This window comes from Anaerobacillus sp. ABD4_527 (assembly GCF_056160805.1).
In genome coordinates, this window is record NZ_JBSWXZ010000001.1 from 616,577 (window position 1) to 632,260 (window position 15,684).

Annotated in this window: 16 protein-coding genes and 1 pseudogene; 11 read left to right on the forward strand and 6 right to left on the reverse strand. The window is 39.9% G+C overall.

The features are described 5' to 3' along the window. The first annotated feature begins 8 nt into the window (after positions 1-8). The 3 genes from ACXAHI_RS03190 (at position 9) to ACXAHI_RS03200 (ending at position 3,289) form a co-directional block, all read left to right on the forward strand. Entirely contained in the window at positions 9-1,196 is a 1,188-nt protein-coding gene (locus ACXAHI_RS03190; protein WP_474845895.1) for a thiolase family protein, read from the forward strand. An 80-nt stretch (positions 1,197-1,276) separates the two neighbouring features. Further along, positions 1,277-1,759, forward strand: coding sequence for a GNAT family N-acetyltransferase (locus ACXAHI_RS03195; RefSeq protein WP_474845897.1), 483 nt, complete (start codon positions 1,277-1,279; stop codon positions 1,757-1,759). Positions 1,760-1,807: 48 nt separating this feature from the next. Then, positions 1,808-3,289 carry a flavin monoamine oxidase family protein gene (locus ACXAHI_RS03200; protein WP_474845899.1) on the forward strand — a complete coding sequence of 494 codons (1,482 nt, stop codon included), beginning with the start codon at positions 1,808-1,810 and terminating at the stop codon, positions 3,287-3,289. A gap of 23 nt (positions 3,290-3,312) precedes the next feature. Here ACXAHI_RS03200 and ACXAHI_RS03205 read toward each other — a convergent pair whose 3' ends face one another. Beyond that, the gene (locus tag ACXAHI_RS03205; RefSeq protein WP_474845901.1) at positions 3,313-3,765 is read right to left on the reverse strand and encodes an SRPBCC family protein; all 453 of its coding nucleotides are present in this window, start codon (positions 3,763-3,765) and stop codon (positions 3,313-3,315) included. Positions 3,766-3,907: 142 nt separating this feature from the next. On the opposite strand from ACXAHI_RS03205, the gene ACXAHI_RS03210 reads away from it, so the two are divergent. Both ACXAHI_RS03210 and ACXAHI_RS03215 read left to right on the forward strand, forming a co-directional pair. Further along, positions 3,908-4,102 (forward strand): hypothetical protein, encoded by a 195-nt coding sequence (locus tag ACXAHI_RS03210; RefSeq protein ID WP_474845903.1) that lies wholly within the window; start codon positions 3,908-3,910, stop codon positions 4,100-4,102. 21 nt (positions 4,103-4,123) lie between these two features. Next, positions 4,124-4,372: pseudogene (locus ACXAHI_RS03215) on the forward strand (OsmC family protein); the annotation flags it as partial. A 42-nt stretch (positions 4,373-4,414) separates the two neighbouring features. Here ACXAHI_RS03215 and ACXAHI_RS03220 read toward each other — a convergent pair. Further along, positions 4,415-5,287 carry a LysR family transcriptional regulator gene (locus ACXAHI_RS03220; RefSeq protein WP_474845905.1) on the reverse strand — a complete coding sequence of 291 codons (873 nt, stop codon included), beginning with the start codon at positions 5,285-5,287 and terminating at the stop codon, positions 4,415-4,417. A 162-nt stretch (positions 5,288-5,449) separates the two neighbouring features. Between ACXAHI_RS03220 and ACXAHI_RS03225 the strand changes: the two genes are divergently transcribed. The 5 genes from ACXAHI_RS03225 to ACXAHI_RS03245 all read left to right on the forward strand — a co-directional run bounded on the left by ACXAHI_RS03225 (position 5,450) and on the right by ACXAHI_RS03245 (position 10,002). Beyond that, positions 5,450-7,627 (forward strand): malate synthase G, encoded by a 2,178-nt coding sequence (locus tag ACXAHI_RS03225; protein ID WP_474845907.1) that lies wholly within the window; start codon positions 5,450-5,452, stop codon positions 7,625-7,627. Between the two features lie 124 nt (positions 7,628-7,751). Then, on the forward strand, positions 7,752-8,006 hold the full coding sequence (locus ACXAHI_RS03230; protein WP_474845909.1) for a hypothetical protein: 255 nt from the start codon (positions 7,752-7,754) through the stop codon (positions 8,004-8,006). A 90-nt stretch (positions 8,007-8,096) separates the two neighbouring features. Continuing rightward, entirely contained in the window at positions 8,097-8,327 is a 231-nt protein-coding gene (locus ACXAHI_RS03235) for a hypothetical protein (protein WP_474845911.1), read from the forward strand. Positions 8,328-8,445: 118 nt separating this feature from the next. Further along, positions 8,446-9,513 (forward strand): dual-specificity RNA methyltransferase RlmN, encoded by a 1,068-nt coding sequence (gene rlmN, locus ACXAHI_RS03240; RefSeq protein WP_270182198.1) that lies wholly within the window; start codon positions 8,446-8,448, stop codon positions 9,511-9,513. Positions 9,514-9,624: 111 nt separating this feature from the next. Beyond that, positions 9,625-10,002, forward strand: coding sequence for a hypothetical protein (locus ACXAHI_RS03245; RefSeq protein WP_474845912.1), 378 nt, complete (start codon positions 9,625-9,627; stop codon positions 10,000-10,002). On the opposite strand, the gene ACXAHI_RS03250 is transcribed toward ACXAHI_RS03245, so the two are convergent. From ACXAHI_RS03250 to ACXAHI_RS03265, 4 genes are read right to left on the reverse strand one after another with little or no spacing between them, the layout of a single operon-like run. After that, on the reverse strand, positions 9,999-11,081 hold the full coding sequence (locus tag ACXAHI_RS03250) for a GerAB/ArcD/ProY family transporter (RefSeq protein WP_474845914.1): 1,083 nt from the start codon (positions 11,079-11,081) through the stop codon (positions 9,999-10,001). The genes ACXAHI_RS03245 and ACXAHI_RS03250 overlap by 4 nt on opposite strands. A 15-nt stretch (positions 11,082-11,096) precedes the next feature. After that, the gene (locus tag ACXAHI_RS03255; protein ID WP_474845916.1) at positions 11,097-11,333 is read right to left on the reverse strand and encodes a hypothetical protein; all 237 of its coding nucleotides are present in this window, start codon (positions 11,331-11,333) and stop codon (positions 11,097-11,099) included. Between the two features lie 11 nt (positions 11,334-11,344). Next, positions 11,345-12,502 (reverse strand): Ger(x)C family spore germination protein, encoded by a 1,158-nt coding sequence (locus ACXAHI_RS03260; protein WP_474845918.1) that lies wholly within the window; start codon positions 12,500-12,502, stop codon positions 11,345-11,347. 4 nt (positions 12,503-12,506) lie between these two features. Then, positions 12,507-14,057, reverse strand: coding sequence for a spore germination protein (locus ACXAHI_RS03265; RefSeq protein ID WP_474845919.1), 1,551 nt, complete (start codon positions 14,055-14,057; stop codon positions 12,507-12,509). 152 nt (positions 14,058-14,209) lie between these two features. Between ACXAHI_RS03265 and ACXAHI_RS03270 the strand changes: the two genes are divergently transcribed. Then, the gene (locus ACXAHI_RS03270; protein ID WP_474848056.1) at positions 14,210-15,679 is read left to right on the forward strand and encodes a spore germination protein; all 1,470 of its coding nucleotides are present in this window, start codon (positions 14,210-14,212) and stop codon (positions 15,677-15,679) included. Positions 15,680-15,684 lie beyond the last annotated feature (5 nt).

The window sequence follows — 15,684 nt, forward strand, 5'->3', positions numbered from 1 at the left end:
GAAGCAAGATGAAAGAACGAATCGTAATCGTTGAAGCAGTACGTACGCCAGTCGGACGATATGGAGGAGCACTGAAGAATATTAATTCTGGAGAACTTGCCGCGATCGCTATAAAAGAATCGGTTAAGCGGGCAGGAATCTCACCAGAATCCGTTGATGAAGTCATCTTAGGAGAAGTAAGACAGACGACAGAATCGTCAAACGTAGCGAGGGTAGCAGGATTACGGGCTGGTATCTCAGAAACTGCGCCTGGCTTTACGATAAATAGACTTTGTGCATCTGGAATGCAAGCTGTTGCATCTGCTGTACAACAAGTTCAAACTGGACAAGCAGAGGTCGTCGTTGCTGGTGGGACTGAAAGCTTAAGTAATGCTCCCATCTATTTACGTAACAGTCGCTTTGGAGGAGACAGGACACAATTGGTGGATTCCAACACAGAAGCTGGACAGCAGCCAATCGAACTTTTCGGTTCAAAACTTGGAATGGGGATGACTGCCGAAAATGTTGCTGATCGATATGAGATTTCGAGAGAAGATCAGGACCACTTTGCAGCTGAAAGCCAAAGGAGAGCAGCTGTTGCTATTGAAAAAGGAACCTTCAACGAAGAAATCACGCCGGTAGAGATTAAATCAAAACGAGATTCTTATTTATTTGATACAGATGAACATCCGAGACCTGGGACAACATTCGAAAAGCTTTCGAAACTGAATCCCGTTTTTAAAGAGAATGGGACCGTAACAGCCGGGAATGCATGTGGAAGAAATGATGGTGCAGTAGCCATGCTTATCATGAGCGAAGAAAAAGCAAAAGCATTGAACGTAGAACCCCTCGCTCGCGTAGTTGATTGGGCTACTTCAGGTGTGTCACCAGAAATCATGGGAGTTGGACCAGTCCCGGCTGTAAAAAGGTTGCTTGAGAGAACAAACATGTCCCTTCAAGAGATCGGCTTGATTGAACTTAACGAAGCTTTCGCAGCGCAGGCACTCGCTGTTATAAGAGAACTAAACCTTGACGTTAGTAAAGTAAATGTCAACGGAGGTGCCATCGCGCTCGGGCACCCGCTCGGAGCTACAGGTGCTAGAATATTAACGTCATTGATGTATGAAATGAAGAGAAGAAATGAACGTTATGGAATCGCAACGCTGTGCGTAGGTGGAGGTCAGGGCATGGCCATGCTTGTTGAAAACATGAGGTGATCCTTAAAAGACAGTGCACGTGCACTGTCTTTCAAATTTCTTCAACGCATGGTTAGCAAGTAGTGATAGGAGGGATTCATATGATGATTAGAAAGTTCCATGAAGAAGATATTCAACCCATCATCGATTTATTTTATGATACCGTCCATTCGATTAACTCTCGAGACTATTCGTATGAACAAATAGCTGCTTGGGCTAATCCCGACGAAAGAGAAAAAAGAAAGAGTGAATGGGTAAAATCTCTTCATCATCATGATACATACGTCGCTACCGAGGATGGTATTATTATTGGGTTTGCTGATTTAACAGGAGAGGGAGTTTTAGACCTTCTTTATGTTCATAAAGATTATCAGCTGCAAGATGTCGCTACCGCGCTTGTACACAAACTCTTAACAAAAGCGAAACAGCTTGGTTTACAACAAATGACTACTGAAGCAAGCATCACCGCGAAACCGTTCTTTGAACGTCAAGGGTTTAAGGTAGTGAAAAAGCAGCAGGTCAAAAAGAATGGAGTCACTATGGTCAACTATAAGATGGTGATGCAAGTATCAAGTACGACTTAAACATATAAATTCCTTCCTCTACATAGGGTGATAAAAAGGAGGGAAACGATGAGGCAACCGATTGATCACTCACTGAGTTATCCAGATGATATGCTTGCAGTCATACGAAATGGTCTACCTAAATCAGATCGAACTTTGAATGTTATGATTATCGGTGCAGGAATGTCTGGGCTTGTATCAGCATCCCTTCTAAAAAGTGCGGGGCATAATGTAACGATTCTTGAAGGAAACACGCGGATTGGTGGAAGAATCTATACGATGAGAGAGCCTTTTACTGATGGTAAATACCTTGATGTCGGTGCTATGAGGATTCCTGTTACCCATAAATTAACATATGAATATATCTCACGTTTTAACTTACCAATAAATAAATTTATTAACAGCTCACCGAAAGATATCCTATATGCCAATGGCATTCAGGTAAGTAGGGAAGAGTATGAACAAAACCCGGATATCCTTAACTTCCCAGTACGACCAGAGGAAAAGGGAAAAACAGCTGTAGAATTATTTTTAAGTGCGGTACAACCCTTTTATACGCTATATGAGAAGGGGGATCAAAGCCAAAAAGATTTCTTAAGAAGAAAGTTCGATCGCTATTCCATGGAAAACTTTCTGAGATACAATCCCATCGGGCCATCTCTCTCACCAAATGCCGTTCGTATGATCAAGGTGTTATTAGGAATCGAGGGGTTCTCAGAGCTATCCTTCGTTGATATTTTAACGGATATCGTTAATACAGTGTTTAATGCGGAGTTAGAATTTAATGAGATAACTGGCGGAAATGACCGCTTGCCAAAGTCCTTTCTTAACGAACTAGAAGAGAACATTCTCTATAGCGAAAAAGTACACAGGTTGGTACAAAGACCGAGGAATATCGTGGTTCAAAGTCGGAACCAACAAACTGGAGAAATCAACACGTTTAAAAGTGATGTAGTCATCATGACCGTCCCATTTTCTGTGTTTCAATTTATTGAAGTGTACCCTTATCATTCGTTTTCTTTTGAAAAATGGAAAGCAATTCGAGAGCTCCATTACGTGGCGTCTATGAAGATCGGCATTCAATTTAAAAAGAATTTTTGGGAGGAGGAAGGACTTGGCGGTGCGAACCTAATATCGGATTTCCCAAACCGGTATACATATACTCCTAGTCGAACCGTCGATGAGTCAACAAGCGGGGTGTTACTCGCCAGTTATAGCTGGGAAGATAATGCAATGTTATGGAATAGTTTATCGCTAGAACAACAAATCACTCAGTCGCTTGAAGATCTTGCGAAGGTTCACGGAAAACGGGTATTTGATGATTATTTGAATGGGGCTTCATTTAGTTGGAGTCAAAATGAATTTTCAGGTGGATGCTTTACTCTTTATAAACCAAACCAAATTACTGAATTTGAAAAGGTTGTCACTCAACCTGAAGGTCGAGTGCACTTTGCTGGCGAACATACTTCATCATTCCATGGCTGGATCGAAGGAGCAATTGAGTCAGGTGTCAGAGCTGCTTTTGAAGTGAACAGTCGAAAAGATATATGAAAAAGCCAGACATCATCTGGCTTCTATTCTCGATTTTCAGATACACGCTTCACTCTATCTAAAAATTCGTTAACCACTTTATCACTGGAAAAGAGCACGAACGGTTTGATGTACCATTTCAACGGTTTATTAAAACCCGTATATCGAAGCTTCGTCGTATCTTCAGATAGTTTAAACAATTCATAGGTGCCTTCAATATCAAACATCCCACCAAGGTTAAAAGCGATCGTTAGCTTTTTCTCTTCTTCTTTATCCATATACTCTAACGTATGTACATCATATTCCATCACGCGTTTGCCTTCGCGATATTTCTGTCTCGCTATACTCCCAACACCCTCATCAGTCACTTTAACGGGCGTATTTTCCACTACATTCGGCATGATTTTCTGCATATTTTCTAATGAACCATCTAAATACCCCCACACTACCTCGATGGGTGCATGTATTTCGATCGATTGATCCCACGTTTTAGGCATTTACCATTCCCCCTTTTGATACTTTATTCTACCATTATCTCGTTATCCCTTCTCTTAATATCGATAGAAGGATTTGATACATTGTTTAACGAAATAGTTGCAGTGGAAAATGAATAATAACGAAGAATATAGGAGGGATTGTTTGAGTAAACCGATCGAAATATCAAATATACGAATCGAGCAAGACAAAGGCAAGAAGCGACGCGCTTACATCGCAGATTTTCAAGAACCGATTGAATTTGGTGTTCACGGAGGCGTCAAAGATTTTTACGGTGTTTCTGTTGAAGAAGAATATCCATCCACACTAGACCATATCGTTGCTGCAGCTGGTGGCTGACTAACTGGTACATTATCAGGTGCGCTGGAAGCGCGCCAAATACCAACATTTCCAGATAAACTATCTGGTCAATTTGAAGGGCTCATCGAAGCACCAGATGGCGTCTTAAAGATTACAAAAATCAAGTGTACGTATAACCTTGTGATTCCAGAAGGGAAGAGAGATGCTGCCGAGCGAGCGTTAGCAGTGTTTGAACGAGGTTGTCCTGTCGCCCAAACCCTAAAAGGGTGTGTTGAGTTTGAACATCAATGGGAAATAACAGAAGAGTAATCAAATCGAACCCGATGAAAACATTCATCGGGTTTACTACATTCACATTTTGGCAAGCTTGATAAATTCTCGTACCGCAAAAGATAAATACTTATCTTTTTTCCAGATCAATCCTAGTTCTAGACTGACATCTGAATCAGCAATTTGAAGAGCCTCGATCGATGGATTTTTTATACGCATTGCAATTTTATCAGGGAGTAATGCCAATCCGAGTTTTGCTTCTACCATTTCGATCATGAAATCTTTTTGGGAACTCTGACAAACGATGTTCGGATAAAAGCCATGTTTTGTAAAATCTTCAATGATACGATCATATAGGGTGAAATCTTCACGATACATAATAAACGGTTCGTTATCTAAATCAGAAATCGTCACTTTCCCCCTTCTGCTTAACGGATGATCTGAGTGAACGATCGCCATCAAAGGATCTTTTATGAGAGGAAGTGTCTCAAAATTCGCTTCCTGCATTGGAAGATTACAAACCAATCCTACATCTAATGAGCCATCCTCTACGCCTTGTTTGATCCGTTTTGAGCCGACTTCTGTCAGAAGGATGGTGACGTTAGGATATAGCTCTTTGAATCGACTAATTAAATTCGAAAAAAAAGCTGCACCGATGATAGGAGGAATCCCAATTTTAATCTCACCTTTTTTGATTGCGGTAATATCAGATAACTCGGCTGTCATGTTATCAAATGACTGAAGGACTTTCTTTGCGTTGACAAGCACTGCTTTACCAGCGTCTGTTAACTCTAGTTGCTTAGATCGGTAAAAAAGTGGTACTCCTAGCTCATCTTCTATTTGTTTGATGGATTTACTTATTGAAGGTTGTGAAACGTGCAGAGTTGCAGCAGCCTTTGTAAAACTTAGCTGTTTCGCAACTTCAGTAAAGTATTCAAGGTGACGAATTTCCATAGAATCACTCCTGGGATAGTAGAATCAAAGGTTTATAACCACAAAGAATAGTACGTATTCCATATATGTATTATATAAAAGTTCGCTTCTATTATATGATAATACATAACGATAAGACAGTTCTGATTAAGTGACTGTATAACTTATGGAGGAGAGATGCTTATGAAAGGCTATGTTCAAGAAGAATATTTGCAGGTAGCTAGTGAACTCTATGAATTTATTAATACAGATGTACTACCTGAAAGCGGCGTTTCAAAAGACCAGTTTTGGAATGGATTAGGAGAAATCGTTCAAGATCTAGCTCCAAAAAACAAATCTTTATTGAAATCACGTGACGAATTTCAGGAAAACTTGAACGCCTGGCACAAATCAAATAAAGCGTTTGACCTTGAGCAGTACAAAGCTTACTTAAAAAAGTTAGACTATATTGAACCTGAAGTGAGCGACTTCCACATAAGTACTACAAACGTTGATGATGAGATTGCGAATCAGGCGGGTCCTCAGCTAGTCGTACCAGTTAATAATGCAAGATATGCAATCAACGCGGCGAACGCGCGTTGGGGAAGTCTCTATGATGCATTGTATGGGACGGATGTTATCGAAGAAGGTGACGGAGCTGAGCGTAGTGGAGAATACAACCCTATCAGAGGAGATAAGGTCATCTCTTATGCAAAAAGCGTCTTGGATAAAACAGTTCCTTTAAAAAATGATAGCCACAGTAATGTAATTAATTACTTCATTAAGAACGGATTACTACGTGCACGTTTACATGATTCGAAGGAAAGCGTTTTATTGGATTCTACTCAGTTTGTGGGTTATTTAGGAGATGAAACGAATCCAAGCAAAATCCTTCTGAAAAATAACGGCATTCACCTAGAAATACAGATCGATCGAAACCATTCGATCGGTCGTAATGATTCTGCTGGCGTGAAGGATGTTTTCATTGAATCTGCACTAACGACCATTATGGACTTTGAAGACTCCGTTGCGGCGGTGGATGCTGAAGACAAGGTCGTGGTCTATAGAAATTTCTTAGGTCTTATAAAAGGAGATCTAACTGCTTCCTTTACAAAAGGAGCGAAGACGGTTTCAAGAACATTAAATGGGGATCGGGAATATGTAAGTCCAAATGGCGAAAGGTTTTCCTTATCAGGAAGATCTCTCATGTTCGCGCGAAATGTTGGTCACCTCATGACTACAAACGCTGTTTTAGATCGCGAAGGCAACGAAGTGCCAGAAGGGATTTTAGACACTGTCATTACTGGACTAATCGCAAAACACGATGTCTTACGAAACGGGAAGTACGAAAACTCCAAAAAAGGTTCAATCTATATCGTAAAACCAAAAATGCACGGTTCGAAAGAGGTCGCTTTTGCGAATGAGTTATTTAATAGAACTGAAGATGTTCTTGGTCTTGAACGACATACGATTAAAATAGGCGTGATGGACGAAGAGCGTAGAACCACATTAAACCTACGCAACTGTATCAATGAAGTAAAAGAGCGCATCGTCTTTATCAATACAGGATTCCTAGATCGCACTGGCGATGAAATTCATACTTCGATGGAAGCAGGTGCAGTTGTTCGAAAGAAAGAGATGAAAAACTCCGTTTGGCTACAAAGTTACGAGAAATCTAATGTACAACAAGGCTTAAAAACGGGCTTTACTGGTGTAGCGCAAATTGGGAAAGGCATGTGGGCAATGCCGGACTTGATGGCTGAAATGTTAGATCAAAAAGGAAGTCAGCTTAAGGCAGGAGCAAACACTGCTTGGGTTCCATCCCCAACCGCAGCAACCTTACACGCACTCCATTATCATGAAGTGCATGTACCGTCTGTACAAACTGAATTAGCTCAATTAACCTCAAACTACCAAGATGATCTTCTAGAAATCCCTGTTGTTGAACAAGCGAATTGGTCTGAAGATGACATTCAAGAAGAACTCGATAATAACGCTCAGGGTATCTTAGGATACGTTGTTCGCTGGGTTGAGCACGGTGTCGGGTGCTCTAAAGTTCCTGATATTCACAATGTTGACTTAATGGAAGATCGTGCGACACTCAGAATTTCTAGTCAACATATGGCTAACTGGTTACGTCATGGTGTTTGTACTGAAGAGCAGGTTATGAGCACGATGAAACGAATGGCGAAAGTCGTTGATAAACAAAACGCCAATGACCCCGAATATCGACCGATGGCCAGCGATTATGACCAGTCGATCGCTTTCCAAGCTGCTTGTGATCTCGTCTTCAAAGGAATCGATCAGCCGAATGGGTATACCGAGCCGATCTTGCATAAAAGAAGACTAGAAGCAAAATCAAAAATTTTATCAAGCCGCTAATATACAGACGCTATCCCTACGTTCTAAAGCAAAAGCACCTGTTTTTCTCAGGTGCTTTTTTTCCGTGTATAAACGAACTGTTGTTCGTACATACTGTTAACACGAACAAAAGGAGGGGTAGAACATGAACGAACGGTATCGAATCATGTTTTCATATCGAATGAGGAGCGTAGGATTTTTATGTCTTCATTGCTTTGATACAGTGGATAAACAAATTGTCACTGTGCCGATATACAGTAGCTATGATGGGATCGATCCTTTACACGGAACGTTTACAAAGCTCCCATCTGAATTACAAAGCACGTTGATGGCTGAAAAGGAAAAGATCAACAGTGGGTACTATTCAATAAGAACGTGGGACGTACAAAATTTAGGATAGACTTAAAACAGCTGGTTAGCAGCTGTTTTTTTATAGTGTAAAATAAACTGAGAAGGTAAAAAGAAGTTCTTATAGGGAAGGAGGGAAACGATGCTGAATAAAGTAGATTATTACTTATATAAGGTTGACGTCACTCAGCCAACAGGTGCAGAAGTGTCCTATTTTTGGGAGATTAGCGTAGCGGAATTTGATGATAAAATTTATGCTTATGCAAAAGCGGATGAATTCGGCAGAAAAATTCGATGGCATGAAGTTGATGAAACTGACAAAGAAAGTGCTCTAGCAGCGATAAAAGAAAGATGCAAAACACAAAGTAAATAAGTTATCAGGACAAAGAACTCTTTATTAAGGTATGGAAACTCGTCTTAACCCATTGCTTGTTGGGCATACTTCTAGTAGTATAGGAATGAATGGCTAAGAATTGAAAAGAGGGTTACAAATGAAACAATCTATATACGGACTGACTTTTGATCAGTTGACCGATTGGCTGATGGAACATGGTCATAAGAAATTCCGTGCTTCACAAGTGTGGGATTGGTTATATAAAAAGCGCGTAAAAGACTTCTCAGAAATGAACAACGTTAATAAAGAGTGTATTCAACTACTAAAAGAGAACTTTGTGATTCAAACACTAGAACAAGAAATAAAACAGGAATCTTCTGATGGTACGATTAAGTTCTTGTTTAAATTACAAGATGGGAACGTTATTGAAACAGTACTCATGAGGTTCCATTATGGCTTGTCAGTATGTGTAACGACGCAGGTAGGCTGTAATATCGGCTGTTCATTCTGTGCGAGTGGACTACTAAAGAAAAGTCGTGATTTAACTAGTGGCGAAATCGTTGAGCAAATTATGAACGTTCAACACGCGTTAGATGATAAAGGACAAGACGAACGTGTTAGTCATATCGTTATAATGGGTATCGGAGAGCCTTTCGATAACTATCAAAACATGATGGACTTCCTTCACGTCGTTAACTCTCAAAAAGGACTTTCGATCGGTGCTAGACATATTACGGTTTCTACTAGTGGACTTGCTGATCAGATTTATGATTTCGCAAATGAAGACTTGCAAGTTAACCTTGCGATCTCTCTTCATGCGCCAAACGATGAGCTGCGGACGAGAATCATGAAGATCAATAAAGCTTATCCACTAAGTAAATTGATGCCAGCGATCGATTATTATCTTGAGAAGACCAATCGCCGCATAACGTTTGAGTATATTATGCTTCGTGATGTGAATGATCATAAGGAAGAAGCGGTACAGCTCGCTCAGCTGTTGAAAGATAAGCGCAAACTTTCCTATGTGAACTTGATCCCTTATAACCCAGTCGATGATCATTCTTATCAGCGCAGTGAAAAAGAATCGATCCTTGGTTTCTACGATACACTTAAGAAGCACGGCATCAACTGTGTGATCCGTCATGAGAACGGAACAGATATTGATGCTGCATGTGGTCAGCTAAGAAGTAAACAAGTGAAAAAGTTAGAAAAAACCGGTAAGTAAGTTTAAGCACACCTTTTGATAGGTGTGCTTTTTTTGTGGTGTGAAACTGCTTTTTTCACAGTTCCCCTTAGGATGAATAACCTGTATAAAACGAATGATGAGGGGACGCAAGTGAAAGGGTTAATCATGACAGGAGTGCTCATCTTAGCACTTGTTTTTACAGGAATGATCAAACAGCATCAGATCAACACGCCACCATATGTAAGTGACCATGATGATATCGGAGTAATGTCAGGCTATCATCACATTCATGTCGTTATGGATGGTGATCAATTTAACAGGTTAGACGTATACAACAAAGAGAAAGAACGAACAGCAAGTTATTCTTCACAAGACATGGATGATCTTTTCCCAGCCGGAGAGTTCATCGAAATTGTTGAGGAAAAAGAAAGAGTATATGCGCGATATGTAACAAGTGACAGAGATACTATGAAAAAATTAGTTGTAGGCGCAAGAGGCAAGCTTCAATTCGCACACGAACGAAACTAGCGTTTGATGAGAGCTCGCGCAGCGACAATCAATAAAGGTAGAAAACCAAGAGAAAAAGCAAGAATCGTTTCCATAATCAAACCGCTTTCTCCAAGTTCAACTTCGTTATTGAAGCTTGTTGTGGAAAAGAGATACACGAGCAGCCCTAATGGAAAGACGAATGCCCGTTTGTTCGATAAGTCGAATAGCTGTGTTACGATCTCAACGATGATAAATAGCATTAACGTTATTTTCATATAAGACCCAATGATGAGTGCGATTCCGAAAACTGATTCCACACGTTGAATGATTTCTCCAATCTCAATAATTCTTGCAAGCTGGAAGATCGGAAATTTCTCATAGGTAACCATTGGACCAAAAACCATAATCGATGCAATGATGGTTACAGCTAGTATGATGCCATTAAGGATAAGACCTCCGTACATCCAGCGCTTAAAAGGCTTATCATCCCTCTTAAGATAAGGAAGGATCATGGCAAAATACATGATGTCTATGTAAGGAAATCCGATACCTACATATGCCGCGTGAAACACGGGTTTCCACCCTATTGAGAGGACGGGCTTTAGAAATTCTGGGTGATACTGTGTAACATTGAGTACTAAAATTGAGAAGATGATAAAAAAAAGAAAGTAGAAGATCCCATGGAACATCCGAGCCATGACTTCGATCCCTTGTCGAACGGTTAGGGAAGCTACCAGAATGATCAAGAAGTGAAAGATGTATAAAGGAGTATCTTTCATCATTGAAGTTGTTAAAAATTGTCCCATTCCATATGTGATGTTAGCTGTAAAGAGAATAACAATCAATGCAAGAGAGATACCAAACAAGTAAGCGATCGGTTTCCACATCAAGACTTTCGTATATTGTATATACGATAAGGTTGGGTACTTTTCGTACATGTAAAGCACAACAAACATCACGAGGGCACCAAATCCATTGGCGAGTAGAATTGATATCCATGCTCCGTTTTCTGCGATTCCAATGAAAGGACCTTGAATGTTAATGATCGTAGACCCTGTGATAAAAGCCTGAAACAATAGTACCATTTGCAGTTTGTCAATCGTTTCTACTTGTTTCATTCATGCACGCCCTTTCTAGGAAGTGAAATAGTTGAAAATCATGCGAGCAGGACGTTCAAACGGAATATCTAATAGATCGTCTAAATTAAACATGGCTTTTCCACTTATAAAGATGAAGCTTAAGTAGCCTGAAATACCAACTAACCCCATGTAGAAGAGGAAATCTTTCCGACTTTTTTTATCTCGATCAAGAAACCATGTATAAGCTAACAGTAGATAGACAATGATGGTCACGATTATTCTTTCGTTCATACGACACGTCCTTACTCAAAGAATGCTTTTCCAACGTCTGACCCCGAATTACCGATATCCATTTCGACATTCACATTAAATGTAGCCTCGCTATAAATCTCTGGCCACTCATCTTTTATCGCTTTCCATCTCTTTGGATGATTACGATAAATCTCATTTCCTATCCCAACTAAATCCACCTTTTCTTTTTGTAATTTGGTAAGGGTTGATTCAACTGCTTTTTTCACGACACCCGCTACCTTTTTGTTATATTTGTTGATTTTTTCAGTTGTATCGATATTTGTACACTTCAACTCACCAATATCACCAAACATATCCATATCGACAGTAACATCGACGGAATTATCTTGTTTTAATGTCGGTTTGATCGCCGTTTCTACATGACTAATTTCAATAGACTCGTTTAAATTTGTTTTTGAACCCTCGCAAGGAACTTCGATTATACCTGACTCTGTTTCATTTATTAATTTCAGTAAAGATTCTGTTTTCTTCGCAGATAGATGCCCTTTTAACTTGCCATCTTGAAGATAAGAAATCCCCGATACAATGGGCTCACCAGTTGATGCAAATTTATAAAAAGGAAGCTTTGCAATACCTGTTTCACTCTTAAGCTCTCTACCAAAAATCAACAAGTTCATATCGACCGTTTTGCCGTTATACATAGATGACGAGTATTCAAGTTCCTTTAATTGCTGACTGATCGTATTCTCAATAAAAGGTTTATCCTCTAAATAATCTTTCGCTTTTCCTTCCATTATCGCAATACTGATGAGCAATCGCGGTTCGTGATCACGGTAAAAAAACTCTAATATTTCACCAACGTTCCGCTCTTTCGCTAATTCTTCACTAATCAATACGATTCTTGTATGACTCCACTGCGCCTTACGACCAAGGTGAGTCGCAATATCCCGAATCGCTTCGAAGACACTATCTCCCTTCGTCTCAATATTAAAAAATGCCTTATCTCCACCGCCAGCTGCACTACCAATCTTAGGAGACGGCTTAATGAACTGTGTTGTAAGGTCGATTTTATTTTCTTCTTCTTCAGCCAAATCGATCGCTACCGCTTGAACAAATCCAAATTCCGGTAATTCCTCATGGTCCCAACACCCTGTTAATAGAAGGGAAGTTGTTACAAAACAAACGAACATGATCAGCTTCTTTTTCATCAACTCAGCCTCCTCCTTTATTGTTTGCTTCAGGGAGGACTTGACTTTGCCTATGTCTTCTTAATTGTTTAGAGAGAGGAGAACGGAAGATGAAGTCATAGAGTATCCCATTTCGTATCGGTCCTAGTGGTGCAAAGTACGGCTGACCTAGCGAGCGTAAACTGATCAGATGAAGGTAAATCAGTAGAAAACCAATCATTAGACCAAACCCTCCAAGGATTGCTGCTCCGATCATAAGAGGAACTCTTAAGATACGAGAAGAAGTTCCAAATTCATATTGAGGAATCGAGAATGAAGCGATCCCTGTTAAAGCAACTACTACAACCATCATAGGAGAAGCAATACCAGCATTAATCGAGGCATCACCAATAACGAGCGCTCCTACAATACTCACGGCAGAACCAATCGGACGAGGAAGCCGCAAACTCGCTTCTTGTAATAGTTCAAAGAAGAACAGCATGATTAGGGCTTCTACTAAAGCGGGAAAGGGCATGCCTTCTCGCGTATCTAATATCGCGAGTAATAGTACAGATGGAATCAACTCTGTATGAAAAGTTGATAAGGCAATATAAATACTCGGCAAGCTCAAGCTTATGATATACCCTGTAATTCTAAGCATTCTGATTAAGGAAGAAAATAGCGTACGCTGATAATAATCAGAAGGGGATTGAAAGAACTCAATAAATAACCCTGGACATATAAGAATCGTTGGTGTCCCATCTACCAGTGCAATGATCTTCCCACCTAGTAGAGCAGAGACTGCAACGTCTGGCCGCTCCGTTGTTTTGAACTGTGGAAATGGAGAATACGTGGAATCCTCTAATAACTCAGCAAAATAAGATGTTTCTAGAATTTCTTCGTCTTTAAGTTCGTCGAACCGTTTTTCGAACTCTTTTAACGTATCTTCAGGAACCGTTCCATCCAGAAAGGCATATGCAACCTTTGACCTCGTTTTTTCACCTTTTTTCTGGATTTTCACTTTTAACTTATCTGATTTTAATCGAGAACGAATCAACCCTAAGTTCTTCGTTAAGTTTTCGATCGTGCCTTCACGAGGACCGATTACTGACACTTCGTTCTGTGGCTCTCCAACAGAGCGTTTTTCCACTGCAAATGCTTCATATGCTAATGCCTTGTTCCAACCTTCGAAAAGCACAACGATATACCCGTCCAATACCTTCTCACTAACTTGTTGAACCTTATCGATTACCTTAACTGCTCGAGATGAAACGCCTCGTTCAATAAAAAACTCCTTTACATCCTTTAACTCCACCTCAGTTGCCTTACCAACTTCATGTGGAATAAGATCTTGCATGACTTCTTTAAGAAGATTCGCTTTTTCATTTTGAACGATGGTTTCACAGAAGAGCACCAGCGCTTTTTCATTGAAATAATTACTATACTGGTACGTGTTATAGGTAATATCTTCACAATCATTAAAAATATCTTTGATGGACGTCTCATTTTCATCTAGTTTTCTTGATAATGGGGTATCGGTTGAAGATTGATTCTCTCGATGTTCATCGTTTGAACGTCGTTGCCGTCTCACTTTCATCGTAAAAACTCCTCTACGACTATTTGTAAGGTAGTTTCTCAAAAAAGTTCCCTAATATTCATATCTTGGAAATGCCAACGGGAAGGAGACGTGAATAGAGGATTGATGGGATGTACATAGTAAAAAGGCGGGAGATTAGTGAGGTGACGATAATGAGAAGAAAAAGAAGAAAAATTAAAGAACCAACGAAACAACTATCTTCATCCGAAGAAGAAGTAATTTCGTCATGCCTTGCTGAAAACAAGGAATTTCTCATTCATTCACTAAACCTTCCAGGACTAACGATTAGGGAAATTACGATTTTTGATGGGCGAAGTGCACTTTTAACGTACATTGATCATCTTTCCGATACACCTTACATAAGCCAAAATGTGCTCAGCCCATTGTTTGGTGATCATTCCCCTCAAAAATCTATACAAGATGTAATTCCCGTCCCAAACTTAAATACGGTAAATAAATGGAAAGATATCACAACGAACTTACTTCACGGCTGTTGTATTCTCTTCATTGAAGGTGAGAACGACGCGTTGCATATCAATGCTCAAAACTTACAAAAGAGAAAGCCTGACGAGCCAGCAAACGAGCGAACGATCCGAGGGTCGCACATAGGTTTTGTGGAACCTTTAGAAGATAACATTGCTATGCTTCGACAGTTTTTAACAAGTGATCAATTAAGGATCAAATACACGTATGTGGGAAGTGAAAACAAGACCAAAATCGGCATTTTATACCTGGAAAATCTTGCAAACCCTAAAGTTCTTGAAGAGTTAATGGATCGAATTGAAAAGGCAAACTATAAAACGATATTAGATTCCGGTGAATTAGAGCAGATGATTGAGGATAATCCTTACTCTATTTTTCCTCAGTACCTATCATCTGAAAGACCTGATAGTGTAGCAGCAGATTTATTACAAGGAAGATATGCGATCATCGTTGATCGTTCTCCGAGTGTTATCGTAGCACCGATTAATTTCAACTCATTCTTTCAAAGTATCGATGATTATAGTTCGAGATGGATCTCATCTTCATTCATTCGAATCCTACGGTTTGTCAGCTTTGTTATCGCTATCTTCTTGCCATCAATTTATATCGCAATTATTTCATTTCATTATGAAATTCTACCTCTTGAACTGCTCTTGTCAATTGGACAATCTAGAAGAGAAGTACCGTTTCCACCTATAATCGAAGCATTTCTAATGGAATTTATCCTTGAGATGTTACGAGAGGCTGGATTACGACTGCCAAAGTCAATCGGACAAACGGTTGGTATCGTTGGAGGTATTATCATTGGACAATCAGCGGTTGAAGCAGGGATCGTGAGCAATATCATGGTTATCGTCGTTGCGATGACTGCGATTGCATCTTTCGTCATGCCTAACCCAGAAATGGCATTCGGTATACGTTTCATTCGTTTTCCAATGATGCTTGTTGCATCATTCTTTGGAATGGTGGGAATCGTTATCGGTTTTATGGCAATCGTGATGCACTTAGTCAGTCTCGAATCTGTTGGTACGCCTTATGGCATTCCATTTGGACCACTAAAGTGGAAAGACTTAAAGGATTCTATCATCCGCTTTCCACTGTGGACAATTAATAAAGTGAGAGTATCACGTCGCAATTAGATGCA

Coding starts and splice junctions, on each gene's coding strand:
- ACXAHI_RS03190 (WP_474845895.1), top strand. CDS start 9: ATGAAAGAACGAATCGTAATCGTTGAAGCAGTACGTACGCCAGTCGGA.
- ACXAHI_RS03195 (WP_474845897.1), top strand. CDS start 1,277: ATGATGATTAGAAAGTTCCATGAAGAAGATATTCAACCCATCATCGAT.
- ACXAHI_RS03200 (WP_474845899.1), top strand. CDS start 1,808: ATGAGGCAACCGATTGATCACTCACTGAGTTATCCAGATGATATGCTT.
- ACXAHI_RS03205 (WP_474845901.1), bottom strand. CDS start 3,765: ATGCCTAAAACGTGGGATCAATCGATCGAAATACATGCACCCATCGAG.
- ACXAHI_RS03220 (WP_474845905.1), bottom strand. CDS start 5,287: ATGGAAATTCGTCACCTTGAATACTTTACTGAAGTTGCGAAACAGCTA.
- ACXAHI_RS03225 (WP_474845907.1), top strand. CDS start 5,450: ATGAAAGGCTATGTTCAAGAAGAATATTTGCAGGTAGCTAGTGAACTC.
- ACXAHI_RS03230 (WP_474845909.1), top strand. CDS start 7,752: ATGAACGAACGGTATCGAATCATGTTTTCATATCGAATGAGGAGCGTA.
- ACXAHI_RS03235 (WP_474845911.1), top strand. CDS start 8,097: ATGCTGAATAAAGTAGATTATTACTTATATAAGGTTGACGTCACTCAG.
- rlmN (WP_270182198.1), top strand. CDS start 8,446: ATGAAACAATCTATATACGGACTGACTTTTGATCAGTTGACCGATTGG.
- ACXAHI_RS03250 (WP_474845914.1), bottom strand. CDS start 11,081: ATGAAACAAGTAGAAACGATTGACAAACTGCAAATGGTACTATTGTTT.
- ACXAHI_RS03255 (WP_474845916.1), bottom strand. CDS start 11,333: ATGAACGAAAGAATAATCGTGACCATCATTGTCTATCTACTGTTAGCT.
- ACXAHI_RS03260 (WP_474845918.1), bottom strand. CDS start 12,502: ATGAAAAAGAAGCTGATCATGTTCGTTTGTTTTGTAACAACTTCCCTT.
- ACXAHI_RS03265 (WP_474845919.1), bottom strand. CDS start 14,057: ATGAAAGTGAGACGGCAACGACGTTCAAACGATGAACATCGAGAGAAT.
- ACXAHI_RS03270 (WP_474848056.1), top strand. CDS start 14,210: ATGAGAAGAAAAAGAAGAAAAATTAAAGAACCAACGAAACAACTATCT.